This window comes from Streptomyces sp. NBC_00513 (genome assembly GCF_041431415.1).
Classification (GTDB): Bacteria; Actinomycetota; Actinomycetes; order Streptomycetales; family Streptomycetaceae; genus Streptomyces.
The window spans coordinates 2,479,664-2,505,951 of the sequence record NZ_CP107845.1; the positions used below are offsets into that span (position 1 = coordinate 2,479,664).

General features: G+C 72.1%; 23 protein-coding genes. 11 read left to right on the plus strand and 12 right to left on the minus strand.

What is annotated here, in order from left to right:
• Window positions 1-5: 5 nt before the first annotated feature.
• On the plus strand, window positions 6-221 hold the full coding sequence (locus OHA84_RS11665) for a hypothetical protein (RefSeq protein WP_053676073.1): 216 nt from the start codon (window positions 6-8) through the stop codon (window positions 219-221).
• Window positions 222-332: 111 nt separating this feature from the next.
• Window positions 333-1,790 carry a hypothetical protein gene (locus OHA84_RS11670; protein WP_266971841.1) on the plus strand — a complete coding sequence of 486 codons (1,458 nt, stop codon included), beginning with the start codon at window positions 333-335 and terminating at the stop codon, window positions 1,788-1,790.
• A 108-nt stretch (window positions 1,791-1,898) separates the two neighbouring features.
• On the opposite strand, the gene erpA is transcribed toward OHA84_RS11670, so the two are convergent.
• Window positions 1,899-2,255: an iron-sulfur cluster insertion protein ErpA gene (gene erpA / locus OHA84_RS11675; RefSeq protein WP_053676136.1), complete on the minus strand. Its 357-nt coding sequence runs from the start codon at window positions 2,253-2,255 to the stop codon at window positions 1,899-1,901.
• A gap of 308 nt (window positions 2,256-2,563) precedes the next feature.
• Here erpA and nadA point away from each other — a divergent pair, with 308 nt between their 5' ends.
• The gene (nadA, locus tag OHA84_RS11680) at window positions 2,564-3,751 is read left to right on the plus strand and encodes a quinolinate synthase NadA (protein WP_053676075.1); all 1,188 of its coding nucleotides are present in this window, start codon (window positions 2,564-2,566) and stop codon (window positions 3,749-3,751) included.
• 192 nt (window positions 3,752-3,943) lie between these two features.
• Here nadA and OHA84_RS11685 read toward each other — a convergent pair whose 3' ends face one another.
• From OHA84_RS11685 to OHA84_RS11695, 3 genes are all read right to left on the minus strand, one after another.
• Window positions 3,944-7,060, minus strand: a complete 3,117-nt coding sequence (locus OHA84_RS11685; RefSeq protein ID WP_266971838.1) for an efflux RND transporter permease subunit — start codon at window positions 7,058-7,060, stop codon at window positions 3,944-3,946.
• Between the two features lie 167 nt (window positions 7,061-7,227).
• Complete coding sequence (locus OHA84_RS11690) at window positions 7,228-7,935, minus strand: response regulator transcription factor (protein WP_053676077.1); 708 nt, start codon at window positions 7,933-7,935, stop codon at window positions 7,228-7,230.
• Window positions 7,936-8,037: 102 nt separating this feature from the next.
• Window positions 8,038-8,859, minus strand: coding sequence for an adenosylcobinamide-GDP ribazoletransferase (locus OHA84_RS11695; RefSeq protein WP_266971836.1), 822 nt, complete (start codon window positions 8,857-8,859; stop codon window positions 8,038-8,040).
• A gap of 70 nt (window positions 8,860-8,929) precedes the next feature.
• Between OHA84_RS11695 and OHA84_RS11700 the strand changes: the two genes are divergently transcribed.
• Window positions 8,930-9,697 carry a hypothetical protein gene (locus tag OHA84_RS11700; RefSeq protein ID WP_053676079.1) on the plus strand — a complete coding sequence of 256 codons (768 nt, stop codon included), beginning with the start codon at window positions 8,930-8,932 and terminating at the stop codon, window positions 9,695-9,697.
• Window positions 9,698-9,724: 27 nt separating this feature from the next.
• Here OHA84_RS11700 and OHA84_RS11705 read toward each other — a convergent pair whose 3' ends face one another.
• Both OHA84_RS11705 and OHA84_RS11710 read right to left on the minus strand, forming a co-directional pair.
• Entirely contained in the window at window positions 9,725-10,003 is a 279-nt protein-coding gene (locus OHA84_RS11705) for a hypothetical protein (protein ID WP_053676080.1), read from the minus strand.
• Between the two features lie 12 nt (window positions 10,004-10,015).
• Entirely contained in the window at window positions 10,016-10,810 is a 795-nt protein-coding gene (locus tag OHA84_RS11710; RefSeq protein ID WP_078998455.1) for a PspA/IM30 family protein, read from the minus strand.
• A 282-nt stretch (window positions 10,811-11,092) separates the two neighbouring features.
• On the opposite strand from OHA84_RS11710, the gene OHA84_RS11715 reads away from it, so the two are divergent.
• Window positions 11,093-11,692, plus strand: a complete 600-nt coding sequence (locus OHA84_RS11715; protein ID WP_078998457.1) for a DUF3043 domain-containing protein — start codon at window positions 11,093-11,095, stop codon at window positions 11,690-11,692.
• An 80-nt stretch (window positions 11,693-11,772) separates the two neighbouring features.
• Window positions 11,773-12,516 (plus strand): class I SAM-dependent methyltransferase, encoded by a 744-nt coding sequence (locus OHA84_RS11720; RefSeq protein WP_107089097.1) that lies wholly within the window; start codon window positions 11,773-11,775, stop codon window positions 12,514-12,516.
• Window positions 12,517-12,544: 28 nt separating this feature from the next.
• Here the strand turns inward: OHA84_RS11720 and OHA84_RS11725 are convergent, their stop codons facing one another.
• A complete protein-coding gene (locus OHA84_RS11725; protein ID WP_053676083.1) occupies window positions 12,545-12,757 on the minus strand; it encodes a hypothetical protein in 213 nt (70 codons plus the stop codon).
• Between the two features lie 128 nt (window positions 12,758-12,885).
• Between OHA84_RS11725 and OHA84_RS11730 the strand changes: the two genes are divergently transcribed.
• The 5 genes from OHA84_RS11730 to OHA84_RS11750 all read left to right on the plus strand — a co-directional run bounded on the left by OHA84_RS11730 (window position 12,886) and on the right by OHA84_RS11750 (window position 19,244).
• Complete coding sequence (locus OHA84_RS11730; RefSeq protein ID WP_053676084.1) at window positions 12,886-14,115, plus strand: bifunctional adenosylcobinamide kinase/adenosylcobinamide-phosphate guanylyltransferase; 1,230 nt, start codon at window positions 12,886-12,888, stop codon at window positions 14,113-14,115.
• 116 nt (window positions 14,116-14,231) lie between these two features.
• Complete coding sequence (gene cobT / locus OHA84_RS11735) at window positions 14,232-15,287, plus strand: nicotinate-nucleotide--dimethylbenzimidazole phosphoribosyltransferase (RefSeq protein ID WP_266950576.1); 1,056 nt, start codon at window positions 14,232-14,234, stop codon at window positions 15,285-15,287.
• A gap of 81 nt (window positions 15,288-15,368) precedes the next feature.
• Window positions 15,369-17,261 (plus strand): phosphatidylglycerol lysyltransferase domain-containing protein, encoded by a 1,893-nt coding sequence (locus OHA84_RS11740; protein WP_266971832.1) that lies wholly within the window; start codon window positions 15,369-15,371, stop codon window positions 17,259-17,261.
• A complete protein-coding gene (locus tag OHA84_RS11745) occupies window positions 17,258-17,974 on the plus strand; it encodes a hypothetical protein (protein ID WP_053676087.1) in 717 nt (238 codons plus the stop codon). Before OHA84_RS11740 ends, OHA84_RS11745 begins: the two co-directional genes overlap by 4 nt.
• A 91-nt stretch (window positions 17,975-18,065) precedes the next feature.
• The gene (locus OHA84_RS11750) at window positions 18,066-19,244 is read left to right on the plus strand and encodes a sensor histidine kinase (protein WP_053676088.1); all 1,179 of its coding nucleotides are present in this window, start codon (window positions 18,066-18,068) and stop codon (window positions 19,242-19,244) included.
• A gap of 15 nt (window positions 19,245-19,259) precedes the next feature.
• Here OHA84_RS11750 and OHA84_RS11755 read toward each other — a convergent pair whose 3' ends face one another.
• From OHA84_RS11755 to OHA84_RS11775, 5 genes are all read right to left on the minus strand, one after another.
• Complete coding sequence (locus OHA84_RS11755) at window positions 19,260-20,090, minus strand: endo alpha-1,4 polygalactosaminidase (RefSeq protein ID WP_266971830.1); 831 nt, start codon at window positions 20,088-20,090, stop codon at window positions 19,260-19,262.
• The gene (locus tag OHA84_RS11760) at window positions 20,087-20,752 is read right to left on the minus strand and encodes a spherulation-specific family 4 protein (protein ID WP_234349889.1); all 666 of its coding nucleotides are present in this window, start codon (window positions 20,750-20,752) and stop codon (window positions 20,087-20,089) included. Before OHA84_RS11760 ends, OHA84_RS11755 begins: the two co-directional genes overlap by 4 nt.
• 26 nt (window positions 20,753-20,778) lie before the next feature.
• Complete coding sequence (locus tag OHA84_RS11765) at window positions 20,779-22,305, minus strand: hypothetical protein (protein ID WP_266971828.1); 1,527 nt, start codon at window positions 22,303-22,305, stop codon at window positions 20,779-20,781.
• Window positions 22,302-23,816 (minus strand): GT4 family glycosyltransferase PelF, encoded by a 1,515-nt coding sequence (gene pelF, locus OHA84_RS11770; RefSeq protein ID WP_266971826.1) that lies wholly within the window; start codon window positions 23,814-23,816, stop codon window positions 22,302-22,304. The genes OHA84_RS11765 and pelF overlap by 4 nt, the downstream gene beginning before the upstream one ends.
• A 125-nt stretch (window positions 23,817-23,941) precedes the next feature.
• Complete coding sequence (locus OHA84_RS11775; protein ID WP_266971824.1) at window positions 23,942-25,969, minus strand: hypothetical protein; 2,028 nt, start codon at window positions 25,967-25,969, stop codon at window positions 23,942-23,944.
• Window positions 25,970-26,288 lie beyond the last annotated feature (319 nt).

Genomic DNA, 26,288 nt, shown 5'->3' on the forward strand with positions numbered 1-26,288 from the left:
CCCTCATGACCTACAGCGATGGCTTCGGGTACGCCGACCACAACGCCGAGATCCGTCCCGGTTTCGCACGACTGCTGGGCGACTGCGCCCGGATGGCCCCGCACTGGGCGGTCCCGGTGGGCCCGCGTCCGGACCGGGTGGCACCGTCCCAGATCCACGGCATCAGCGTCCCGCCCTCCTCGGCCCGACTGATCGCGTCCACCGCGGAGTACGGCGACTAGGGGATCCCTTTCGGCTCGTCCGGCCCCGGCCGCTCCCCGGGGGGAACCGGTTTCGCCCCTGTCCCGTCACACCCGCATCACGTACGACGGGACGAGTGAAGGAGCGATTCGGTGACCAGCGAAGAACCCGACACAGCACGCGCCACACGACGGCGGCCGGCCTGGGCCATCGGCTCGATCGCGGCCGCCGTCCTGCTCGCGGGTGGCGGTACGGCCTACTGGGCGTCGACGGCCCACGGCGACGGTTCCGGCGCCGGGCGGACGAACGAGCGCACGGCCGCGGCGGCCCGCGAGGGCGGGACCCCGTCGGGGCCGGGGATCGCCCCCGGCGAGCCGGACCCGTCCGGCGGCGGGGTGACGTACCGCGCGGACGTGAAGTTGCCCGAGGCCCCGGCGAAGGCGTCGACGTTCGCCGCGTCGGGCGAGGTGACCTCCGAGGAAGTGGCGCGGCTGGCGAGCGCGTTGGGAGTGACCGGCGCGCCCCGGCTGTCGGGCGGGCAGTGGCTGGCCGGCGAGGGCGCCGACGGTTCCGGGCCCCGGCTGACGGTCGCCCTCAAGGCTCCCGGCACCTGGACGTTCAACCGCTTCCAGCCGGGCGGCGACAACGGCGCGGGTGGGGACGACTGCAAGCGCGGTCAGGACACCTGCGGGCCGGCCACCCTCCCGAAGGACCCGCAGGAGCCGCAGGGCTCCGCCGGCGCGAAGCCGGTCTCCGAGGAGGCCGCCAAGGCCGCCGCGACCCCGGTGCTGGCCGCCGCGGGTCAGGCCGGCGCGAAGCTGGACGCCCGCCTCGCGCAGGGCTCGGCCCGGGTGGTGACGGCGGACCCGGTGATCGGGGACCTGCCGACGCAGGGCTGGTCCAGCAAGGTGAGCGTGGGTCCGGACTCCCGGGTGGTGACGGCGAGCGGCGAACTGAAGACGCCGGTCCGGGCCGCCGAGCAGTCGGTGGTCGGGGCCGTCGAGGCGCTGGCCCGGCTGAACGCCGGGAAGTCGGGGTCGAACGGCGCGGGTACGGGCCCGAGCGGCTGCGCGACCTCGGTGCCGCTGACTCCGGACACCCCGGTCGGGGCGACCGACACGCTGCCCTGCAACCCGGAGCCGCGCCCGATGAAGCCGCCGCGGACGGAGACCGTACGGGGCGCCGTGCTCGGGTTGGCGCCCGGGACCGTCGACGGTACGCGGGGCCTGGTCCCGGCCTGGCACTTCGAGGTGGCCGGCAAGGACGGCGCGGCGGGCCACACGGTGGTCCAGCCGGCCTCGGCCGAGGAGAGCACCGCTCCGGCGCCGGTCCCGCCGACGGGTGGACGCACCGTGCCCGGGTTCTCGTACGCCGAGGCCGACCGGAAGCTGACCGTGAACTTCTGGGGCGGGGTGTGCAGCGCGTACGCCGTGGAGGCGCGCGAGGAGGGCGGGTCGGTACTGGTGAAGATCACCGACACCCCGAACAAGCCGGGCCAGAACTGCATCATGATCGCGGAGGAGATGTCCCGGACGGTGACCCTCAAGGAGCCGCTCGGCGACCGGAAGGTGGTCGACGCGACCACGGGCAAGCCGCTCCCCCGCGGCTGAGCCGGAGGGATCCCGCCGCGGCGGGATCCCGACAGGCGAGCCCCGACGTGCGAGAGGGCCCGCGCACCAGTCGTACTCGACCGGTGCGCGGGCCCTCGTCGTACAGGCTTAGCTGAACGAGTCGCCGCAGGCGCAGGAGCCGGTGGCGTTCGGGTTGTCGATGGTGAAGCCCTGCTTCTCGATGGTGTCGACGAAGTCGATGGAGGCCCCGTGGAGGTAGGGCGAGCTCATCCGGTCCGTGACGACCTTGACGCCGTCGAAGTCCTTGACGACGTCGCCGTCGAGGGAGCGCTCGTCGAAGAAGAGCTGGTAGCGCAGGCCCGAGCAGCCACCGGGCTGGACGGCCACGCGCAGCGCCAGGTCCTCACGGCCTTCCTGCTCCAGCAGGGTCTTGACCTTCACGGCGGCGGCGTCGGACAGGAGGATGCCGTCGCTCACAGTGGTCTTGTCGTCCTGTACGGACATCTGCATTCACTCCCGAAGTGGGCGGCTCCCCGCCGGAGGCTGGGGAAACGTCGGACTCTTGCCGTCGGTGGCAACCAGCGCGATGGCGGATTCATTCCGGGTCCCGCACCTTGTCTCGATATTCATGCTCGCACACCGGCACGGGGGGACGAACCTGACGGACGGGAGAGTTGCGGGGCGGGGCGAATTCGTCACATCGACGCTATCGGGCATCGTCAAACTGACGTGAAGCGGTTATGATAGATAACGTCAAATAGACGAGAAGTCGAAGCGCTTCCTCGGAAGTACCTAGTCGCAGAACAGAAAGGGTGCGTGTCGTGACCACCGCCCAGCCTTTGGACGTCCAGCCGACGCCCCTTGCCCTGCTGCTGCTCGGCCGCGAAGCCGACCCCAAGAGCGAGCGCGGGGTGGAGTGCCCCGGCGACCTGCCCTCGCCGTCGGACCCGAACCTGGTGGCCCGCGCCCGCGCGGCCAAGGAGAAGCTCGGGGACAAGGTCTTCATCCTCGGCCACCACTACCAGCGCGACGAGGTCATCGAGTTCGCGGACGTGACCGGCGACTCGTTCAAGCTGGCGAAGGACGCGGCCGCCAAGCCGGAGGCCGAGTACATCGTCTTCTGCGGCGTCCACTTCATGGCCGAGTCCGCGGACATCCTCACCTCCGACGACCAGAAGGTCGTCCTTCCCGACCTCGCGGCCGGCTGCTCGATGGCCGACATGGCCACCGCCGAGCAGGTCGCGGAGTGCTGGGACGTGCTGACCGAGGCCGGGATCGCGGGCGACACCGTGCCGGTCTCCTACATGAACTCCTCGGCCGACATCAAGGCCTTCACCGGCAAGCACGGCGGCACGATCTGCACGTCGTCCAACGCCAAGAAGGCCCTGGACTGGGCCTTCGAGCAGGGCGAGAAGGTGCTCTTCCTGCCCGACCAGCACCTCGGGCGCAACACCGCGGTCCGCGACATGGGCATGTCGTTGGACGACTGCGTGCTCTACAACCCGCACAAGCCGAACGGCGGCCTGACCGTCGAGCAGCTGCGCGACGCCAAGATGATCCTGTGGCGCGGGCACTGCTCGGTGCACGGCCGGTTCTCGGTGGACTCCGTCAACGACGTCCGTGCCCGCATACCCGGCGTGAACGTCCTGGTCCACCCCGAGTGCAGGCACGAGGTGGTGGCGGCCGCGGACTACGTCGGTTCCACCGAGTACATCATCAAGGCGCTGGAGGCGGCCCCGGCCGGCTCCAAGTGGGCCATCGGCACCGAACTGAACCTGGTCCGCCGTCTGGCGAACCGTTTCGCCGCCGAGGACAAGGAGGTCGTCTTCCTCGACAAGACGGTCTGCTTCTGCTCGACGATGAACCGCATCGACCTGCCGCACCTGGTCTGGACCCTGGAATCCCTCGCCGAGGGCAACCTGGTCAACCGGATCGAGGTCGACAAGGAGACCGAGAGCTTCGCGAAGCTCGCCCTGGAGCGCATGCTCGCGCTTCCGTAGCGGTCCGCTCGAACGCGGGTCGTTTCGTACACGTCGTTTCGTACACGTCGTTCGAGCACCAGGAAGGGGCGCCCGGCTTGCCGCCGGGCGCCCCTTCGCCGTTCCCGGGGCGGCCGCGGTCCCCGTACGCCCATGGGAAGGGCCCCGGTCCCCGTACGCGTACGGGGACCGGGGCCCTGGGACGCGGTGGCGTCAGACCTTGACCGGGGCGTCGTCCTCGGTCGGGGCGGGGCTCGGGACCACCGAAAGGCGGGCCCGCTTCTTCGCCCGGCGGCGCTCCTTGAACAGCTCGACCATCGTGTAGAGGGTCGGCACGAGCAGCAGGGTCAGCAACGTCGAGCTGACCAGGCCGCCGATCACCACGACCGCGAGCGGCTGCGAGATGAAGCCGCCCTCGCCGGTGACGCCGAGCGCCATCGGGAGCAGCGCGAAGATCGTCGCGAGGGCGGTCATCAGGATCGGGCGGAGCCGGTGGCGGCCGCCCTCGATGACGGCCTCGACGACGCCGAGGCCTTGGGCGCGGTACTGGTTGACCAGGTCGATCAGGACGATCGCGTTGGTCACCACGATGCCGATGAGCATCAGCATGCCGATCATCGCCGGGACGCCCATGGGGGTGCCGGTGACGATGAGCAGGCCGAGCGCGCCGGTCGCCGCGAACGGCACGGACACCAGCAGGATCAGCGGCTGGACCAGCGAGCGGAAGGTCGCGACCAGCAGCATGAAGACGATCGCGATGGCGGCGAGCATGGCCAGGGCCAGGGAGGCGAAGGCGTCGTCCTGGTCCTCGGAGACGCCGCCGATCGAGGCCGTGGCGCCCGCGGGCAGGTCCAGCGCCTTGATCCTGCTCTGGAGCTCCGTGCTGACGGCGCCGGTGTTGTCGCCGACCGGCTTGGCCGTGATGGTGGCGGCGCGGGCGCCGTCGATCCGGGTCATCGCGACCGGGCCGGGGACCACCTTGACCTCGGCGATGTCGCCGAGCTTGACCGGGCCGACGGGAAGGGCCTGGAGCTGGGCCAGGGTGGTGGCCGGCTGCGCCGACCGCACGAGGATGTCCCGCTCGGTGTCGTCCAGGACGGCCTTGCCCGCCGGGGTGCCCCGGACGGACTGCGCGACGATCGCGCCCAGCGCGGCCTGGTCCAGGCCCGCCTCGGCGGCCTTGGGGCCGGCGACCACCGAGATCCGGGGCACCGACTGCGAGAGGTCGCTCTGCACGTCGGTGACGTCCTTGAGCTTCGCCACCTCGGCCTGGACCTGCGCGGCGGCCTTGGCCAGCACGTCGGCGTCGCCGGCCTTGACGACCACGCTCAGGTTGGAGCTCCCGAAGCCGCCGCCCGCGATGATGCGGGTGTCGCCGACGCCGTCGAGCGCGGCGAGCTTGGTCTCGATGCTCTCCTTGACGGACTCCGCCTTGCCGGAGTCCTCCAGCGTGATCTGGTACGAGGCCTGGTTGGAGCCCGTGCCGCCGCCGAAGGCCGCCATGAAGCCGGAGGAGCCGACGGTGACCTGGTAGTCCTTGACGCCGTCGACCGAGGCGAGGACCTGCTCGACCTTGCGGCTCGACGCGTCCGCGGCGGCCAGCGAGGTGCCGGGGGCCAGCTCCTGCTTGACCGTCAGGGTGTCCTGCTCGCCCTGGTCGAAGAAGTTGGTCTTCAGCAGCGGGGACATGGCGAAGGTGGCGACGAGGACCACGACGGCGATGGCCACGCTCGTCAGCCTGCGGCGGGTCGCGAAGCCCAGGACGCGCACGTAGAGGCGCTGGAGCCGGCTGCGGGCCTCCTTCTCCTCGGCGTCGCGGCGGGCCTTGTCCGGGTCCTGCGAGGTGCCCTTGGGGGCGCGCAGGAACCAGTACGACAGGACCGGGACCACCGTCAGCGAGACGAGCAGCGAGGCCAGCAGGGCCGCGGTGACGGTGAGTGAGAAGGAACCGAAGAGTTCGCCGATCATTCCGCCGACGAGGCCGATCGGCAGGAAGACGGCGACGGTGGTCAGCGTGGACGAGGTGACCGCGCCGGCCACCTCCTTGACGGCGGTGATGATCGCGGCCTCGCGCTCCTCGCCGTAGCCGAGGTGCCGCTTGATGTTCTCCAGGACCACGATCGAGTCGTCGACGACGCGGCCGATGGCGATGGTGAGGGCGCCCAGGGTCAGCATGTTGAGCGACAGGTCGCGGGTCCACAGCACGATCAGCGCGAGGACCACGGACAGCGGAATGGAGACCGCGGTGACCAGGGTCGAGCGCAGGGAGCCGAGGAAGACCAGGATCACGATCACCGCGAAGAGCAGGCCGAGCAGGCCCTCGGTGGTGAGGCTGGAGATGGACTTGGCGACGGCCGGGCCCTGGTCGGTGACCACGGCGAGGGCGGCACCGGAGCCGAGGGTGGAACGCAGCTCGGGCAGTTTGTCCTTGACGGCGTCGGAGATCGCGACGGCGCTGCCGTCCTTGTCCATGGTCAGGACGAGGGCGAGGCTGGGCTTGCCGTTGGTACGGGTGATGGAGACGGCCTGGGCGGGTTCCTGCTTCACCGCGGCCACGTCGCCGAGACGGACGGCCGGCTTGCCGGGGCCGGGGCTCAGCCGCAGGTCCTCCAGCTGGGCGAGGGAGGTGTAGCCGGCGCCCACGCGGACGGTGCGGTTCTTGCCCTCCTCGTCGAAGGAGCCGGCCGGCATCGTGGCGCCGCCGGCCTGGAGGCCCTTGTTCAGCGCGGCCGCGTCGAGGCCGGCGGCCGCGAGCTTCGCGTTGTCGGGGGTGACGGTGACCTGGAGGTCCCGTACCCCGTCCACGGTGACCTGGCCGACGCCCTCGATGTCCGAGAGGACGGGGACCACCGAGGCCTCCAGCTGGTCCGCGAGGGCCTGCTGGTCCTTGTCCGAGGTGACGGCGAGGATGACGGTCGGGATGTCGTCGGTGGAACCGGCCACCACCTGCGGGTCCACCTCGGCGGGCAGCCGGACGCGGGCCCGGTTGACGGCCTGCTGGACGTCGGCGACGAGCTGCTTGGTGCCGCTGTCGCCGTAGTCGAAGGTCGCCATGACGAGGGCGTTGCCCTCACTGGCGGTGGAGGTGATGCCGGTGATGCCGTCGACGCCCTTGAGGGTGCTTTCGATCGGCTCGATGACCTGCTTCTCCACCACGTCGGGCGAGGCGCCCTGGTAGGGCGCGAGCACGGACACCATCGGCAGTTCGATGGACGGCAGCAGTTGCTGCTTGAGCTGCGGGACGGCTATGGCGCCGAAGAGGAGCGCGATGATCGACACGAGGCCGATCAGTGCTCTCTGGGCCAGGCTGAAGCGGGACAGCCACGACATGGTGGATGATCTCTCATTCGGTGACGGCGGCGAGGTGACACCGTCAGGGACAAGCGAGGGCCCCTCAGCCTTTCGCACCCGGGGGCGCCGCTTCGTCGCCCCCAGGTGCCGTACTTACGCGCGGCATACCGCGCCCGCAGTACGCCGCACTACTGCGCCGCCCCGAACTACCGCGCGCCGTCGGCGCGGGGCCGCACCAGGCCCGATTCGTACGCGACGACCACCAGTTGGGCCCGGTCGCGGGCGCCCAGCTTGGCCATGGCCCGGTTGACGTGGGTCTTGACGGTGAGCGGGCTGACCTCCAGGCGGCCGGCGATGCCGTCGTTGGACAGGCCCGCCGCGACGAGTACGAGGACCTCGCGCTCGCGCACGGTCAGCGTGGCGAGGCGGGCGGCGTGCGCGGAGCCGTCGGCGGGAACGTCCGGGTGGCCGCCCTGCGCGAGGAAGGTGGCGATGAGCCCCTTGGTGGCGGCCGGGGAGAGCAGGGCCTCGCCGGCGGCGGCGACCCGGATCGCGTTGAGCAGCTCGTCCGGTTCGGCGCCCTTGCCGAGGAAGCCGGAGGCACCGGCGCGCAGGGCCTGGACCACGTACTCGTCCACCTCGAAGGTGGTCAACATGACGACGCGCACGTCGCGCAGTTCCGGGTCGGCGCTGATCATGCGGGTGGCGGCCAGCCCGTCGGTGCCCGGCATCCGGATGTCCATCAGGACCACGTCGGCCCGTCGTTCGCCGGCGAGGGCGTAGGCCTGGGCCCCGTCGGAGGCCTCGCCGACGACCTCCATGTCTGCCTCGGAGTCGACGAGCACCTTGAACGCGCTGCGCAGCAGCGCCTGATCGTCGGCGAGCAGCACCCTGATGGGCCCGCCGCCCGGCATCCCTGTCACCGTGTCGTCCACCCCCCGAGGGTACGTCCCCCATGATCCGGCCCGGTGGTGGGGCGACGCCGCGTGCGTCCCCCGCACGGTGCTCCGCGGGGGTCAGCCCAGGGCCAGGACCACGAGGACCACGGTGGCCGCGACCTCGGACAGGGCGCCGAAGACGTCACCGGTGACCCCGTCGAAGCGGCTCACGCAGCGGCGCAGGAGCAGTTCGGCGACGGGCAGGGCGACGAGTACCGCCGCCGCGTGCTGAACCGCGGCGGGCAGCCCCAGCGGGAGGGCCGCGGCCGTGCAGGCCGTCACGGTGAGGGCGGTGACGAGGACGGCCGAGCGGATGGGGACCACGCTCGCGACCGCCGCGCCCAGGCCTCCGGGTCGGGCGGCCGGTACCCCGTCGCGGGCGGCCAGGGTCATGGCGAGTCGCGCGGTGACGGCGGCGAGGACGGTGGCGAGGGCGCCCCGTACCCAACTGTCGGCGTACACGTTCGCCAGCGCCGCCACCTGCACCAGGAAGACCACCAGCAGGGCGATCACCCCGAAGGGGCCGATGTCGGACTGCTTCATGATCCGCAGCGCCTCTTCGGCGGGCTTGGCGCTCCCCAGCCCGTCGACCGTGTCGGCGAGTCCGTCGAGGTGCAGCCCCCGGGTCAGCGCGGCCGGCACGGCGACGGTGACGGCGGCGGCCAGCAGCGGCCCACCGCCGAGGACCAGCAGAAGCACTCCGGGGACGGCCGCGAGCAGACCCACGGCGAGTCCGGCGAGCGGCGCGCAGGCCATCCCGGTACGGGCGGCCGGCCGGTCCCACCGGGTGATGCGGGCGGGCAGCACGGTGAGGGTGCCGAACGCGAAGCGGACCCCGTCGACGAGCGGGGCGCGCTCGGGCGGCGGCGACTGCGGCGGATCTTCGAACGAATCTTTCATCGGCGCGAACGCTACCCCGCCACCGCCGGGGTTGAATTGCGCATTACCCGCCACGGTGGAAGGTGGTGTCATGGGTCACTGGTGGTACCGCAACATCCTGGAGCCGGGCAAGCTCCCGCTGCTGCTCGCCCTGCTGTCGTTCGTCCTGTCGTTCCTGATCACCCGGGTGATCACCCGCCTGATCCGGGCGGGGCGGGGGCCGTTCAAGAACGTCACGCCGGGCGGCATGCACATCCATCACGTCGTACCGGGCGTGATCCTGGTGATCATCGGTGGTTTCGGTGCGATCAGCAGCGGTCGGGAGGGCTTCGGATCGCTGCTCTCCGCCGTGCTCTTCGGGATCGGCGCCGGGCTGGTGCTGGACGAGTTCGCGCTGATCCTGCACCTGGACGACGTGTACTGGAGCGAGGACGGCCGCAAGAGCGTGGAGATCGTGGTCCTGACCGCCGCGCTGGTGGCGCTGATGCTCGGCGGGTTCCTGCCGTTCGGGGTCAACGACCTCACCCCCGAGGAACGGCAGAGCCGCGGGGTGGTCATGATGAACATGGCCGGCAACTTCTGCCTGGCGTTGGTCGCGCTGTGGAAGGGCAAGGCGCGCACGGCGATCTTCGGAACGGTCGTGCCGTTCGTCGCGCTGATCGGCGCGGTTCGCCTCGCCCGGCCCGGTTCCCCCTATGCGAAGCGCTTCTACGCGAACCGTCCGAAGGCGCGCGCCAAGGCGGGGCTGCGCGCCTTCCATCACGACCGGCGCTGGGCCTCGCCGCGCCGCAGGTTCGAGAACTTCATCGGCGGGACGCCGGACCCGGAGCGGGTCTCGCTGGAGAAGGGCCCGGACTGACGGGCGGACCGCCGGTGCCCCCGGGGATCAGCCCGGGATCAGGCCGTCGTCGCTGAGCATCTCCCTGACCTCGTCCAGGCTCGCGCCGGGCGCCGGGAGGATCAGCTCGGACGGCTCCAGGGCCTCGTCCGGCAGGGGCTCGCCGAGTCTGCGGACCGCGTCGAGGAGCGCGGCCAGCGTGCGCCGGAACCCCTCGCCGTCACCGGACTCCATCTCGGCGAGCAGTTCGTCGTCGAGCTTGTTCAGCTCGACGAAGTGGCTGTCGGCCAGTTCCCACTGGCCCTCCCCCATGATGCGAACAATCATGACGGGCCCGTCCTACTGCTTGTCGAACCGGTGCGGGGTCTGGGTGGGCTGGGTGGCGCCCGGGGCGCCGCCCTCGATGGCCTGCTGCCGGTCGGCCGGGCCGCCCGCCAGTTCGGCCTTCATCCGCTGGAGCTCCAGCTCCACGTCCGAGCCGCCGGAGAGGCGGTCCAGCTCGGCCTGGATGTCGTCCTTGGAGCCGAGGCCACTGCGGTCGTCCAGGGCGCCGGAGGCCAGCAGCTCGTCGATCGCGCCGGCGCGGGCCTGGAGCTGGGCCGTCTTGTCCTCGGCCCGCTGGATGGCGAGGCCGACGTCGCTCATCTCCTCCGAGATGCCGGAGAAGGACTCCGCGATCCGGGTCTGCGCCTGGGCCGCGGTGTAGGTGGCCTTGATGGTCTCCTTCTTCGTGCGGAAGGCGTCCACCTTGGCCTGGAGGCGCTGGGCGGCGAGGGTCAGCTTCTCCTCCTCGCCCTGGAGGGTCTGGTGCTGCACCTCCAGGTCGCTGACCTGCTGCTGGAGCGACGCGCGCCGGGACAGGGCCTCGCGGGCCAGGTCCTCGCGGCCGAGGGCCAGCGCCTTGCGGCCCTGGTCCTCCAGCTTGGTGGACTGGCCCTGGAGCTGGTTCAGCTGCAGTTCCAGGCGCTTGCGGGAGGTCGCGACGTCGGCGACACCGCGGCGTACCTTCTGCAGCAGTTCCAGCTGCTTCTGGTACGAGTAGTCGAGGGTTTCGCGCGGGTCCTCGGCCCGGTCAAGGGCCTTGTTCGCCTTCGCGCGGAAGATCATCCCCATACGCTTCATGACACCGCTCATGGGCTTCGCGCGCCCCCTTCTAGACGGACCTCGCTCAAGGTCACCAACAGAACCCACAGTACGGGCCCTGTCTCCATTACCGCACTGTTCGAGAACGAATGCGCTCCTCCTCCAGGACGACTACGCCGCCGCCGTGTCAGGCGTAAGGAGTAGGTGGTCCCAGGAGATCCCCGGAGGGGCCCGCCCGTCACAAGAACCCTGCACAAGTGAAGACGCCCGCCGTTGCCGGATCGTTCCCCACCGAGGTGGGGAGCGTGCCCTTGACCACGTAGGCTTGGTTTCGTGTTTGGTAGCCGTTCCTCCAAGGAAGAAAAGGCCCCCGCCACCGACAAGGTGAGCGCCGACCTTTCGCAGCCCCGTGACCCCCAGGCCCCGAAGGGCCGCCCGACGCCGAAGCGTGCTGTGGCCCAGTCGCAGCGCAAGGCAGTGGTGGCCTCGACCGGCAATCGGAAGGAGGACGCCAAGCGGGCCCGTGAGCGCCGTCGCGTGGAGATGGCGAAGCAGCGCGAGGCCCTCGCCAACGGCGACGAGCGCTACCTGCCCGCCCGCGACAAGGGCCCCGTCCGCCGCTTCGTCCGCGACTTCGTGGACTCTCGCTTCTCGGTCGCCGAGATGTTCCTGCCGCTGGCGGTGATCATCCTCGTGCTGAGCATGGTGCGGGTCGAGCGGCTCCAGAGCATCGCGCTGGTGCTGTGGATGGGTGTGATCGCGCTGATCCTCCTCGACTCCATCGGCATGTTCATCCGTCTGCGCAAGGCCGTCAACGAGCGGTTCCCGGACGAGCCCAAGCGTGGCGCCGTCGCGTACGGCCTGATGCGCACGCTTCAGATGCGCCGGCTGCGCCTGCCGAAGCCGCAGGTCAAGCGCGGGGAACGGCCCTGAGCACAGCGACGCCCGCATCCGGGGCGTCGGGGGGCGACGTGGCCGACTTCTCCGGGGGATCCCGACTGTGGCTGGAGGGCCTGGGCGGACTGCGCAACGCGGTCCGGCAGGAACTCGTGGGCCGCCAGGTCGACGAACAGATCGCGCACCGCTTCCCGGTCGGGCAGCGGCTGCGCGTCCTCGACGTGGGCATGGGCCAGGGCACCCAGGCCCTGCGCCTGGCGCGCGCCGGGCACAAGGTGACCGGCCTGGAGCAGGACCCCGACATGCTGGCGGTCGCCCGTGAGGCGCTGGCCGGCGAGCCGGCGGGCATTCGCGACCGGGTCCGGCTGATGGAGGGCGACGGCCGGGAGACCGGCGCGCACTTCGTGCCGGGCAGCTTCGACGTGGTGCTGTGCCACGGCGTCCTGATGTACGTACCGGAGCCGGACGCCATGCTGGCGGGGCTGGCCCGGATGCTCGCTCCGGGCGGGCTGCTGTCCCTGCTGGTGCGCAACGGCGACGCGCTCGCCATGCGACCGGGGCTCGGCGGCGACTGGAACGCCGCTCTGCGGGCGTTCGACACCGTCGACTACACGAACCGGTTGGGCCTGGACGTACGCGCCGACCGACTGGCGGGTCTGACGGCCACGCTCTCGGGGATCGGGGCTCCGCTCCAGGCCTGGTACGGGGTGCGGGTCTTCACCGACGGCACCGAGGCCGGGAACCACCTGCCGAACGAGGCGGAGATGGAACGGTTGCTCGCCGCCGAGGACCGGGCCGGACGCACCGACCCGTACCGCGCGGTGGCGGCGCTGTTGCACCTGTGCGGTGTGCGGGGCTGAGCCCGCACACCGCGGCGGCGGGCGCCGGTCAGGCGTCCAGGGCCTCGCGCAGGCTCATCGTGTACAGCTCGGTGCCCGTGTCGTCGGACAGCTTCACCTTCTCGGTGCCGCCCTCCAGCAGGTCCTTCCAGTACTCACCGATCCAGGACTCCGCGTCCCCCTGCGTGGTGAACTCCTCCGGCACCACCGACGGGGTCGTCTCGCTGCCCTCGGCCGTCTCGAACCGCCACGTCCACGCCATGTCCGCCTCCGTTGCTCGTCCGCTGTTCGCGCGTCGATCGTCCTTCGCGCACCCGCGTTGTTCGCCTTGAGTCTGCCCGCAGAGTAGCCGGGCGAGCACCACTCCCGCGGACGCGGGAGGATCATCGGGTGGAACTCACTCTGCTCGGTACCGGTACCCCCGAAGGACTGCCCCGACCCGGCTGTCCCTGCGCCGCCTGCGCGGTCTCCGTCGGCCCCCTCTCCAGGGCGGCGACGGCCGTGCTCGTGGACGGCGCGCTGCTGCTCGACCTGACCCCCGGGGCGGTGTTGGCCGGGGCCCGCGCGGGGCATTCGCTGGCCGGTGTGCGGCAGGTGCTGCTCACCCACCCGCACGACGGGCCCCCCGTCGAGCTGCCGCCGGGTCTGCCGGCGGCGGGGCGGGTGCCGGACGGGCAGGAACTGTCGGTGATCAGTGGTCACCGGGTGCGGGCGGTGCCGATGGACACGCCCGGCACCGGCTACGAGGTGACCGGGCCGGACGGCAGCCGGCTGCTGTACCTCCCGCCGGGCGGGGCGCCGGCCGGTCTGGGGTCCGGGCGCCCGGAGTCCGGGGGCTCGGCCGGGCAGCGTCCCTACGACGTGGTCCTCGCGGACGTGCTCGGCCGGCCGGAGGCGGTGGCGCGGCTGCGGGCGAGCGGCGCGCTGGGGCCGGCGACGGACCTGATCGCCGTGCACCTGGACCACGACACCCCGCCCGGGCGGGAGGCGGAGCGGCGGTGCGCGGCGGCCGGGGCGCGGCTGGTGCCGGACGGCACGACGGTGGCGGTCGGCGAGTACCACGCGGCGCCGGAACTGCCGCGGCGCACGCTGGTCCTGGGCGGCGCCCGGTCCGGCAAGTCGTACGAGGCGGAACGCCGGTTGGCGGGCTTCCCCGAGGTGGTCTACGTGGCCACGGGCGGTTCCCGCGACGGGGACGCGGAGTGGGCGCAGCGGGTGGGGCTGCACCGGGAGCGGCGGCCGTCGAGCTGGCGGACGGTGGAAACCTGCGCGCTGGTCCCGCTGTTGGAGAACGACGGCGGCCCGCCGCTGTTGATCGACTGCCTGGCGCTGTGGCTGACCGACGCGATGGACCGGGCCGGGGCCTGGGACGACGAGGCGTGGGCGGGCGGCGGGCAGCGGAAACTGCGCGAGTCGACCGAGGAGTTGGTGGCGGCGGTCCGCGCGACCCGTCGTCCGGTGGTGCTCGTCAGCAACGAGGTCGGCTCGGGAGTGGTCCCCGCGACGTCCTCCGGGCGACGTTTCCGTGACGAGTTGGGGCGGCTCAACAACGCGGTGGCGGCGCAGTGCGAGCACGTCCTGCTGGTCGTGGCCGGACAGGCGGTGGTACTGAAGGACTGACGTCGCCGGCGCCGGGTCGCCGCGGCGTCGAAATCGCGCCCGGCGCACCGACGGCGAGGCTCCGGGAGGGGCTTGGGGAGGGCCTCACCGGCTGTACGCTCTGGCAGATGACCACGCTGAATCTCGACGACTTCTCCGATCTGATCGAACGCCCCGACGGGGGCGTCCGGCGTGACGCCGAGGATCGCCGTGAGCGGCTGGCGGTGCCGCCCGGCGCGCTGGGCCGGCTCGACGAGCTCGGCGAGTGGCTCGCCGCCGCGCAGGGGCGGGTTCCGGTCGGGCAGATCGAACGGCCCCGCGTCGTGCTGTTCGCGGCCGACCACGGCATCGCCGCCGAGGGGGTCTCCGCGCGGACCGCGGGCACCGCGCACGAGCTGGTGCGGGGCGTGCTCGACGGGACCAGCCCGGTGGCCGTCCTGGCGGCCCGGTTCGGCGCCGGCGTACGGATCGTCGACACCGGCCTGGACTGCGATCCGGGGCTGCTCCCCGAGGAGATCGTGCGGCACCGGGTGCGGCGCGGCAGCGGGCGGATCGACGTCGAGGACGCGTTGACGGTCGAGGAGGCCGAGGCCGCGCTGCGGCTCGGGATGCGGGTCGCCGACGAGGAGGCCGACTCGGGAACCGATCTCGTCGTGCTCGGGGACCTCAGTGTCGGTGGCACCACGGTGGCCGCGACGCTGGTCGCCGCACTGTGCGGGACGGACGCCTCGGTCGTCACCGGTCGCGGGGGCGCCCCGATCGACGACCTGGCCTGGATGCGCAAGTGCGCGGCCATCCGCGACGCCCTGCGCCGGGCCCGTCCGGTCCTGGGCGACCAGGTGGCCCTGCTGGCGAAGGTCGGCGGCACGGACGTCGCCGCGATCACCGGCTTCCTGCTCCAGTGCGCGGTGCGCCGTACACCGGTCATCCTCGACGGGCTGGTCTCGGCGGCCTGCGGGTTGGTGGCCCAGAGGGCCGCGTTCCGGGCCCCGGACTGGTGGTTGGCCGGCCAGGCGAGCGGCGAACCCGGCCAGGCGAAGGCCTTGGACAGGATGGCGCTCAACCCCGTGCTCGACCACGGCGTCACTGTGGGCGAGGGAACAGGGGCCTTGCTGGCCCTCCCCCTCGTCCAGGCGGCCGCCGCACTCGCTGCGGAGCTGCCGGAACGAGCGGCGGAGGAGCCGACGGACTGAATTCACCGGGCGCCACGGGCCTGACCAGTCCGGGGCGCTCGATCCGCCCGTGGACGGTGACGCCCCATATCATCGCTTTCCATGGGAGAGGTCCGCTTGACCAGCGCAGATACCACAACGGCAGTAAACGGAAGAAAAGAGTCCGGCGGCGATCCCGCCGGCAGGGGGGAAACAGGCAAGGGGGATCCCGCGGCCAAGGCGGAGGCCCGCAGGGGCAGCAAACCGTCACGGCGCGGCGCCGCCTTCGCGATCTGGTACCTGCGCGTCGTCACCTTCGTGAACTTCCTCAGCGCGGTGTGGCTTTCGCTGGGGCAGGACCTGCGCCGGCACAACACCGCCGACTTCTACACCCCGTACCTGCTCACGGCGGGCTTCGCCTCGGGGCTGTTCTCGCTGATCCTCGCCGTCACCATGGGCCGCCGCAAACGGGCCGCCTGGATCCTGAACCTGGTGATCAGCGGCATACTGCTGTTCGCCTTCGCCACGGCCGCCTTCGCCCCGTGCGTCGGCGGGGACTACGACTTCTGCTACCCGGAGTTCCGCGACCACGCGCAGAACTGGGTCTCGCTCGCCTTGACCGCGGCCTTCGTCGGCGCCCTGCTGCTGGGCCGCCACGAGTTCTACGCCAAGGGCGACCGGTCCAACCCCAAGCTGGCCACCGCCGTGGCCGCCGTCGGGCTGCTGCTGACCTCGCTGGTCGCGGCCCTGCTCGTCGGCGCCACCAACACCGACCCGGACCGGGCCGACGCCACCTTCCTCGCCCGCTGGAAGTACGGCGCGATGCGGCTGATCACCCTGGAGCCGAACGACCGGGCCTACGACGGGATCGCCACGCCGGCGTGGGTGGACGTCTTCGTCAACGTCATGTCGATGCTGCTGCTCCTCGCCGTGCTGTTCGCCGCGTTCCGCTCGCGCCGCGCCGTGGACCCGCTCACCCCCGAGGACGAGGACCGGCTGCGGGCCCTGCTCGCCAAGCAGGGCGACCGTGACTCGCTCGGCTACTTCGCGCTGCGCCGCGAGAAGTCCGTCATCTGGTCCCCCACCGGCAAGGCCGCCGTCACCTACCGCGTCGTCGGCGGCGTGTCCCTGGCCTCCGGCGACCCGATCGGCGACCCCGAGGCCTGGCCCGGCGCCATCGAGCCCTGGCTGGCCGAGGCCCGCGAGCACGGCTGGGTGCCGGCCGTCATGGGCGCGAGCGAGGAGGCCGGGCAGATCTACGCCCGGCACGGCCTGGACGCGCTGGAACTGGGCGACGAGGCCATCGTCGAGACCGCCGAGTTCACGCTGGAGGGCCGCGCCATGCGGACCGTCCGGCAGGCCTACAACCGGGTCAAGCGCGCCGGGTACACGGTGCGGATCCGCCGGCACTCCGACATCCCGACCGAGGAGATGGACGTACTCCTCGTCCGCGCCGACGACTGGCGCGACGGCGCGACCGAGCGCGGCTTCTCGATGGCACTGGGCCGGTTGGGCGACCCCGACGACGGCCAGTGCGTGATGCTGGAGTGCTTCGACGGCAACGGTGAACTGCGTGCCGTGCTGTCCTTCGTGCCGTGGGGACCCAAGGGTCTGTCGCTCGACCTGATGCGCCGCGACCGGGACTCGGAGAACGGTCTGATGGAGTTCATGGTCATCGAACTCCTGGAGCGGTCAAAGGAGATCGGCGTCACACAGGTCTCACTGAACTTCGCGATGTTCCGCTCCGTCTTCGAGCGGGGATCGAAGCTCGGCGCCGGTCCGGTGCTGCGGATGTGGCGCTCGTTGCTGAGCTTCTTCTCGCGCTGGTGGCAGATCGAGTCCCTCTACCGGGCCAACGCCAAATACCGGCCGATCTGGGAACCGCGGTTCATGCTCTTCGAGAAGAGTTCGGACCTGCTGCGGATCGGTGTCGCGGCGGGCCGGGCGGAGGGCTTCCTCGAAGCTCCCGGCCTGCCGAAGTGGATGCACCGCAGACACCTGGAGACCAAGCGTTGACGAACTCCTCACTGCGGCGGTTCGCCCGCCGCGAGTGGGGGCCCCTGTTCTGGACGATCCGGGACTCGCTCGCCCGCGAGAAGTGGCGGGCGATCCCGATGACCCTCGGCGCGGTCTGTCTGACCTCGGTCTTCCAGATCGTCCAGAACACCTCATGGGGCTTCCAGCCGGTGCAGGACCTCGGTTCGGTCAAGGCCGTCGACCCGCTCTGGCTGGCGCTGTTGCGCACGCCCCTGTCCCTGTTCGTACCGGCGCTCGACCTGCCGGTGTGGGGGGCGCTCGCGCAGATCCTGCTGGTCTTCGGGATCTCGGAGATCTGCGTCGGCTGGTGGCGCACCCTGGTGGTCGGCTACGTGGCCACCCTCGCCGGCACCACGTACGCCCGGATCGGTCTCTCGCTGGGCCCCGACCACCCCTTCGGTCTGCCGGTGTCCGACCGCGTCGTCAACGACACCGGGCCGTCGGCGGCGGTCGTGGGACTCGCGATCTACGTCTGCTGGCGCTACCGCGCCCACCTCACCGGCGCCCTGGTGATCCTGGTGATGATCGGCGAGGTGCTGATCAAGGACAATCTGGCGGGCAAGGAGCACCTGGCCGCCATCGCCGCCGTCATGGTGGTGTGCGTGCTGCGCGCGAAGTGGGGGCCGCGGCGCTCCCGGGCCCCGCTGGGGCAACGCCCGCCGCCCGCGTCGAGCGCACCGCCGGGGGCGTGACGCCTCCGCCTCCGTCCTGCGCCTCGCGGGCAGGCCGTACCGTAACGGGGTGACGACACACCTCGGGCCCTTCGCCCCCACCCGGCAGTGGATGCGGGCCCATCCGCTCGCCACCGACGCCGTGCTCGCGCTCGGGGCGCTCGTCTCCATGGTCGTCGGATCGTTCGCCGATCCCCGCGGGCCGCACGGGCCCACCTTCGGCACCCGCACCCCCGACCCCTTCTCGCTCCTGCTGATGCTCCTGGGCGCCGCCGCCCTCGTGTTCCGGCGCCGGCACACCCGTGCCGTGCTCGCCGTGACCTGCGCGCTGTCCCTGCTGGAGCTGACCACCGGGGAGCCCCGGGCACCCGTCGTGATGTGCGCGGTGATCGCCCTGTACACGCTGGCCGCCCGCACCGACCGGCCCACCACCTGGCGGATCGGGCTGCTCACCATGACGGGGCTGACCGGCGTCGCCATGCTGGCGGGACCACTGCCCTGGTACGCGCAGGAGAACCTCGGGATCTTCGCCTGGACCGGCATGGCCGCCGCCGCCGGCGACGCCGTGCGCAGTCGACGCGCCTTCGTCGACGCCATCCGGGAACGGGCCGAGCGAGCCGAGCGGACCCGTGACGAGGAGGCCAGGCGCCGGGTCGCCGAGGAGCGGCTGCGGATCGCCCGGGACCTGCACGACGTGGTCGCCCACCACATCGCCCTCGTCAACGTGCAGGCGGGGGTGGCCGCGCACGTGATGGACAAGCGCCCCGACCAGGCCAAGGAGGCGCTGGCCCACGTACGGGACGCCAGCCGCTCGGCGTTGAACGAGCTCCGTGCCACGGTCGGGCTGCTGCGCCAGTCCGGCGACCCGGAGGCGCCGACCGAGCCCGCGCCGGGGCTGGCCGTGCTGGACGAGCTGACGGACACCTTCCGGCACGCCGGGCTGCCGGTCGAGGTCATCGTGCAGTTGGGGCGGGACGATTCCGCGCTGCCGGCCGCCGTGGACCTGGCCGCGTACCGGGTGATCCAGGAGGCACTGACCAACGTGCGCAAGCACGCGGGCCCGGGAGCCAGTGCCGAGGTGAGCGTGGTCCGGGTCGGGGCCTCGGTGGAGGTGACCGTCCTCGACGACGGGGGCACCTCCGCCGACCCGGCCCCGGAACCGGCCGATCCGGGTGGCGGCCACGGGCTGCTCGGGATGCGCGAGCGGGCGGGCGCGCTGGGCGGGTCCTGCTTCGCGGGCCCCCGGTACGGCGGCGGATACCGGGTCCACGCCATCCTGCCGGTCTCCTAGCCCGCTCCGGTTCCCTCAGGGGGTGCCGGAGCGGGGGCAGACCCTGCGCCAGGCACCCAGGTCGTACTTCTTCTGGAGCGAGCTGAGCTTCGCCTCCTGCGAGCGGGCGCACCACTCGCCCACCCGACCCTCGTACTCGACGTGGAAGACGGCCTTGCCCGCGTCGGTGAACGGCGCGTACCGGTCGCACTCGTCGTGTTCCATGCACTGCTCGTTGACCGCGAAGTCGAAGTTCCCGACGAGTTGGGGGATCTGGTCCAGGTCGTTCTTCAGGCCGACCGACAGGCCCCGGTCGTGGGCCAGCCGGGCGATCAGCCGGTTGTACCTCAACTGGTCGTCGCCGGTCAGCGGGAAGCCCGAGGTGTTGGCGTAGCCGTCCATGTTGTCGGGCTCCACCGCGTCGAAGCCCTTGCCCCGGCACATGTCGACGCGCTTGGCCATCAGCGGTTCCAGCTCCTTGAGGCGCCGGATGTCCAACCAGCGTTCGCCCTCCCAGCCGTTGCCCTTGCCGAGCATCGACTTCGGGAAGTCGTCGGCGTCCGGGCGGAAGTCCTCCCAGGCCCCGGTGGAGAGGTAGCAGATCGTCTTGCGTCCGGCCTTCTTCAGGTCGGCGACCTGCTCCTTGGTCGTGGTGAACCCGTCGACGTCGTACACGGCCGCCTTCACCGAGGTGTCGAGCCTGCCCGAGAGCTGCCACTGCCAGCTGACCCCCGGCTCGGGCTGCCAGCGCTGCCCCGGCGCCGGGTCGGGCGAGACGTCGTCCGGCTCCGGCACGGTGGTGCACGCGGCGAGCAGCAGCAGGGGGGCGAGGACCGGCAGGGACCACCGCGGCGGACGGCGGTTCACGCGGTGGCCTCCAGGGCGTACGGGAGGGTGCCCCACGGGTGCGCGCCGGTTCCGGGAACCGCGCAGTGCACGGCGGCCCCCCGCTCCCGGGCGAGTTCGGCGGTGGGCGCGCCCGGCGGGACGGCGTACACCAGGTGGCAGAACCGTCCCGCGGGGTGGTCGGCGGTCCAGGCGGGCACGGCCGCCGCGTCCCGGTAGGCGTCCCAGGGCCCCTCGAAGGTGACCAGCAGGTCCGCGAGTTCGGCGTACCCGGGGTGCGGGTGGACGCCGTGGTTGAGGACGACCGTGCGGGCGCCCGCGGCCCGGGCGGCGACCCCGAGCCGACCGTAGTGGGCCAGCAGTTCGGGGTCGGCGGAGGCCTGGTCGAGGAAGGCCCCGTCGGTGTCGTACCAGTCGCGGTGGCGCAACAGGTCCTGGACGACGGCCGCGTGCGGGCGCCGCCCGTAGTCGGTGTCGGCGTAACCCAGGACGGGCACCCCGGCTTCGCGCAGCCGTGCGGCGACGGCGGCGAACCGTTCGTCGGGGGCGTCGCCCGGCCCGCTGTCGGGGTTGAGCACCACCGAGTGCAGGCGGCCCGCGGAGCGGATCAGCAGCTCCCAGGCCTCGGGCTGGTCGGCGGGGTGCTCGTAGAGGGGCACCAGCAGCATGTGGTCCTTCTTCATGTCCGTCGGGTACGGGGGCACGTGCGTCAGCGGTGGGCCGTGGCCCGACCCAGGAACAGGCAGACCATGGCGGCCAGGGCGGCGGCCGCCGTGCCCGCCACGACCAGTTGGACGAGCCGCGGCTGCCCGGTCCCGAGGAGCAGGGCCAGGCTCTGGGCGACGGCGGCCGAGGCGCAGACCATCGCGGCGGGGCGGACCGCGCCGAACGACTGGAGCAGCAGCCCGGTCCACATCACGGCGCCGAGCAGCAGCAGCGTCGCGACGCGCAGGCCGGTCGGCGCGGGGGCTCCGGGCCACAGCAGGGTCCCGACGACGCCCAGGGCGAGCAGCACCACCAGGTAGGAGGCGAGGCACCGGGTCAGCGTGCCGAGCATCCGGTGTCGGAACGCCCGGGGCGAGCGGGCGGCCCGCAGCCCGGCGAGGCTGCCGCTGCGGAACCGGTGGAGCAGCCATTCGGCGGGGCCCATGCTGAGGGTGAGGGCCACCGCGGAGGGCGCGGCGACGGCCTCGGCGGGGCCTCCGGCCAGCACCTCGCCGAGGGCGGCGTACAGCACGAGCAGGCCGGTGCCGAGGCCGAACACCCCGTACGGCACGGAGTCCCCGAGCCGGGGTCCGCGCGGCCGGTACTCCTCCTCGGCCCCGCGCAGCATCCGCCAGCGCACCGGGCCCTCCCCCGGGCCGCGCCGGGACCAGCCCCGGACGCGGCGCACGGTGGTCCGCACGCCCTCGGCCAGCGGGAGTTCCCGGACGGCGAGGGCGCAGGCGGCCAGCAGCGACACCACGAGCAGGGTGACGCGCACGGGTACGGGCAGGTCCACGAAGAGGGACAGCACCGCGCCCCCGGCCATCGGCGCGAGCGCGGCGATCAGCATCCGCTCCCGGCCGAGGACCAGCAGGACGGTGGCGGCTCCGACGTACAGGGCCTGTCCGGCGGCGAACGCGTACGAGAACGGCGGGCCGCCGGGCACCGCCAGCGCGGCGGCGGTGCCCAGCAGCGCCCCGGCGGGGGCCCCGGCGAGCAGGGTCCGCCCGGCGGCGGCACGGTCGCCGAGGCCGAGCCAGGAGTAGGCCCGGTGGGACAGGGTCTGGTCCCAGACCCACCCGATCAGTGCCCCGGCGAGCAGGGTCAGCGTCCCGGCGGGCAGCCCCAGCCGGTCCTGGGGGCCCTCCAGCAGGGGTGCGCCGAGCAGGTAGGCCAGGCCGGGCAGGGCGAAGATCACACCGCGGAGCAGGCAGGCGGTGAGCGAGACCTTCCAGGGGTCGGGGGCGCCCTCGGGCTCCGGGAAGGAGCGGGGCACCCGGGTGTACAGCTCCTCGGCGAGCGCGAAGGAGTCGTGGCGGCCGTAGGTGAGCCGGATGTACTCGTCGGTCATCCCGTCGGATTCGAGGATGGCCGCTATCTCGTCCGGGTGGACGGCGGCGGCGATGAACACGTCGAGGCGCTCGGTGAGTTCGTCCATCGGGTCGGCGGCCGGGGGAACCGTCCGTCGGGGTCGCGGGACGGCGGGCAGCGTGTTGCCGCCCGGGACCTTCAGCCAGAGGGAACCGCTCACCACAGGCTCCCGTCGGCGGCGAGCTCCTTGTACCAGGGGTCCGCGAGCCGCTGGGTCCAGTCGTCGCCCGGGTGGACGGGCAGCAGGGGTTGGCCGGCGAGTTCCCGGTAGATGTGCCGGAAGCCGTCGACGGACTGGTGGAGGGTGAACTTCTCGACCACCCGCCTGCGCGACATCCGGCCGAGTTCGGCGCGCCGTTCGTCGTCGCGGAGCAGGGCGAGGGTGGCGCGGGCCATGGTCTCGGGCTCGCGGGGCGGGACGACGAGACCGGTGTCCCCGACGGCCTCGCGTACGCCTCCCACGTCGGTGGAGACCGTGGTGCGGCCGCAGGACATGGCCTCGATGATGCTGAAGGGGAAGCCCTCGCTGATGGAGGAGAGCATCACGACGCTGCCGGCGGCGTAGGCCCTCGCGACCTGGTCGATCCGGCCCTCGTAGGTGATGCCGTCGCCGACGCCGAGTTCGGCGGCGAGCTTCTCCAGGCGGAGCTTGTAGTCCTCGCAGCCCGCCGGGACCGGCCCGAAGAGGCGCAGCCGCAGGGCGGGGAGTTCCTCGCGCATGAACGCGTACGCGCGGATGAGGGTTTCGAGGTCCTTGATCGGGTCGATGCGGCCGCACCAGCTGAGGGTGGGGACCTCGGGTTCGGGGCCGGCCTCGGGGAAGGCGTGCGGGTCGACGCCGTTGTAGACGGTGCGGATGCGGTCGGATGCGGCGCCGCCGCGCTCCTCCCAGCGACGGTTGTACTGGTTGCAGGGGGTGATCAGGTCGGCCTGCCGGTAGCCCTCGGTGTTGAGCTCGCGGTAGAAGCCGAGCATCAACGCCTTCACGGGCCAGCGCTGTTCGGCGGTGCGGTAGCCCAGGTAGCGCTCGCGCAGGTAGATGCCGTGCTCGGTGAGGAGGAAGGGCACCTGGTCGAGGTATTTGGCGGCGAGGGCCGGAAGGGTGGCGAGGCCGCTGCTGACGGCGTGGGCGACGCTGTCGGGCGGGATCCGCACGGACAGCGGGCGCAGCGCGTGTTCCAGCAGGTCGGTGGCGGTGAGCGCGTCGTGGATGGTGGGCGCGGCCTCGGCGGTGACGAGGCCGGGGCGGGTCCAGACGGCCATCAGCAGGCGCAGTACGGACTCGGAGCGCAGGGCCGGCGCGAGCTTGCCGGCGCGGGCCAGCAGGGCCAGTTCGCGCAGGGATCGCGAGAATCCGCCGTGCCGCGGGTCGAGCAGGGAGAGCAGGAACGTCTCGTACGTCTCGGTGAAACCTCGGAGGGCCCTGCCGCGCAGTGTCGACCGCAGTCGCCGGGCCGACGGAGGGCCCCAGAGCGGTACGGCGGTGTGCCGGTAGACGTTGCGCGGCAGTTCCCAGGTGACCGGCTCGCGTCCGGAGCCGGTCAGGGCTATGACGTTGAAGTCGACCTCCGGCATGCCGCGGACCAGTTGGTCGCACCAGGTGCTGACGCCCCCGTGGACGTGTGGATAGGTGCCTTCGGTGAGCATGGTGACATGACGCCCATGGCTCATGCGGTGTGTCCCCCCAGGACGGAAAAGGGGCCGGCGCCCGTGGTTCGCGGAGCGCCGGCGCTGGGTGATGCGTGTGCGCGTGCGCGTGCGGTGGAACGGCCGGCCTGACGGAGGCCGGGGGGAGGTCAGAGCAGCTTCAGCGTGACCGCGGACTGGAGCAGCTCCGGGCCCGTCCACGCCGAGCGGGTGCCGGCGTACGCGGTGCCGAAGTCGGCGGTGCCGAGCAGCAGCTGCTTCTTGGTCCCGTTCGGCGCGGTGATCGGGGCGACCACTCCGGAGGGCGCCTTGACGGTGACGTCCTTGCCGATGCGGTAGGCGGTGACCTGGTTGTTCGCGACGGCCTTGTCCCAGGCGGCGCGACGGGTCATCTCGACGCCGGTGTCCTTCATGGTCTGGTTCACGATGGGCGCGCTGGGCGCGTACAGCGTGCGGTAGGTGTCGAGGACCTGGTTGAGCACCGGGTACAGGGTGCGGTCCTCGGCCAGGTTGGACTGGTGGACGTAGTGCGGCCGGGGATCGTTGGCCAGCACGTGGCGCAGGGCCGTCCGGGCCTCCTGCGGGACGATGTGGTTCGTGTAGCCGGTGGTGACGTCGAGCGGGGCCGGCAGACAGGTGGAGGTCGCCGGGTTGTCCTCGCAGGCGCCGCTGCCGCCGTCGGCACGACTGGTGTAGATCCAGTTGTACTCGTCGGCCATCTCCGCGTTGGTGCCCGTGTTGTAGTACACGTTCATCGGGTGGCGCGGAACGGTCAGGGCGCCGCCGACCGCGCGCTGCGCCGGCTCGCGGGAGTTGTCGCTGCCCGCCCACTTGACCCCGTTGTCGGCGAGCGCGCCCGCCAGGTTGGGGTTGTCCACGGGCTGCTGCGGGGCCGTCTTGAGGCCGGAGTGCTCGCCGGTGACGAGCTCGGTGCGGTCGGTGGTGATGCCCTTGGCGGCCGCCCAGTTGTTGTTGTCGCGGATCTGCGCCGAGATCTCGGCGCGGCTCATGTACTGGATCACGCCCTGGGCGTTCTTCTTGCAGGTCCAGGGGGAGGTGGTGGTGTCCTGCACACAGCCGAGGAACGGGTGCGTGTACGTGTGGTTCATCCAGCGGTACTTGGCCCGGTCCGCCACCAGTTGGGCGGTCATGGCGTCGACGCCGCCGTGTTCGGTCTTCCACTCCTCGCCCGCGCCCGCGTTGAAGAGCATGTCGAGCTTGAAGTTCTTGGAGGTCTGCCACTGCGCCGCGTACTGGGCGTCGGCGGCGGTCATCCGGATGGTGCTCTCCTGGCCCTCGCCGCCCGCGCAGGCGTAGTCGCCGGGCGTGCAGTTGAGCTCCTTGCTCCAGCGGGCGTCCGGGGCGAAGACGTCGTCGACGTGGACCGCGAAGTAGTTGCGCTCCTGGCCGAGGTGGACGCCCTGGGTGAGCCATTCGACGATGCCCCGGGCCAGCAGCCGGAACTGCTGCTGGTACTGGTTGTAGCCGAAGGTGACGACCAGTTCGCTGCGCCCGTCGTGGGCGTACTCGCCGACGAGCGAGGCCCGCCCGGAGCCGACGGGCGCGTCGAGGTAGCTGGTGTAGCCGGTGCGCGGCTTGCCCATGAACCCGTAGCTCTCGGGTACCAGGGGCGAGTTGTCCTCGAAGGTGACCTGACCGCCGAGGTAGCCGAAGGGGCCCGTCTTGCCGGCGGCGGTGACGGCGGCCTGGGTGCCGTCGAGCGTGCCGCTGTAACCGCCGTTGTCGGTGTACTCCAGTCCGACGCCCGGGTGCGACCAGGTGTAGGCGTCGACCTGGCGGATCCCGTACGTCGTCTCGTACGCGGCGAGCGCCGTCATCTCGGCCGAACCCGCGCCGAAGGGGTTCTCGTTGGGCAGCACCACGCCCTGGAACTTGGCGCGCGGACGGCCGTCGACCGTGTCGCTCAGGTAGGCGGCGTTGATCACCGGGCGGCTGCCGCTGCCCAGGTCGACACGGGTGTACGGGACTCCGGTGTCGCGGAGTTCGGCGGTGATCGCCTCGACCGAGCTGCCGCCGTCGTCGACGACCAGCACCCTGAGGTCGATGCGCGGTGTCACGGCGGCCGCCTCGGCGGACGCCGCGGGTACTGCCACGGACATCAGGGTCGCGGCGGCCATCGCCGCGGCGACCCTGTTCATCCGGTTCTTGTTGACCATTTCGGCCTTCCCCCCGCAGGCCTCCCGACGACTTGGGCCGCATGGCGTTCGGCCGCGCCGGGGAGGCTCTGTGGAAATCATGCAAAGGGACCCCGCGTCCCCTTGCGAGAGCGGCATCACTCTCTCGGACCCCGTCAGGTCTAAAGGGCAAACCTGGAACAGAGGCCACAGATGGGTGAACCTGTCGGCGTCCTGATCGAACAACTTGCCAAACCTTCGAGTGACGTACGACGAGTGCGTCGGCGTAGGCTCGTTTCCGGCGGCCGTCGAGCCGGAATACGATCGCTGCGGAGCGGCCGGCGACCCCGACGCGACCGCA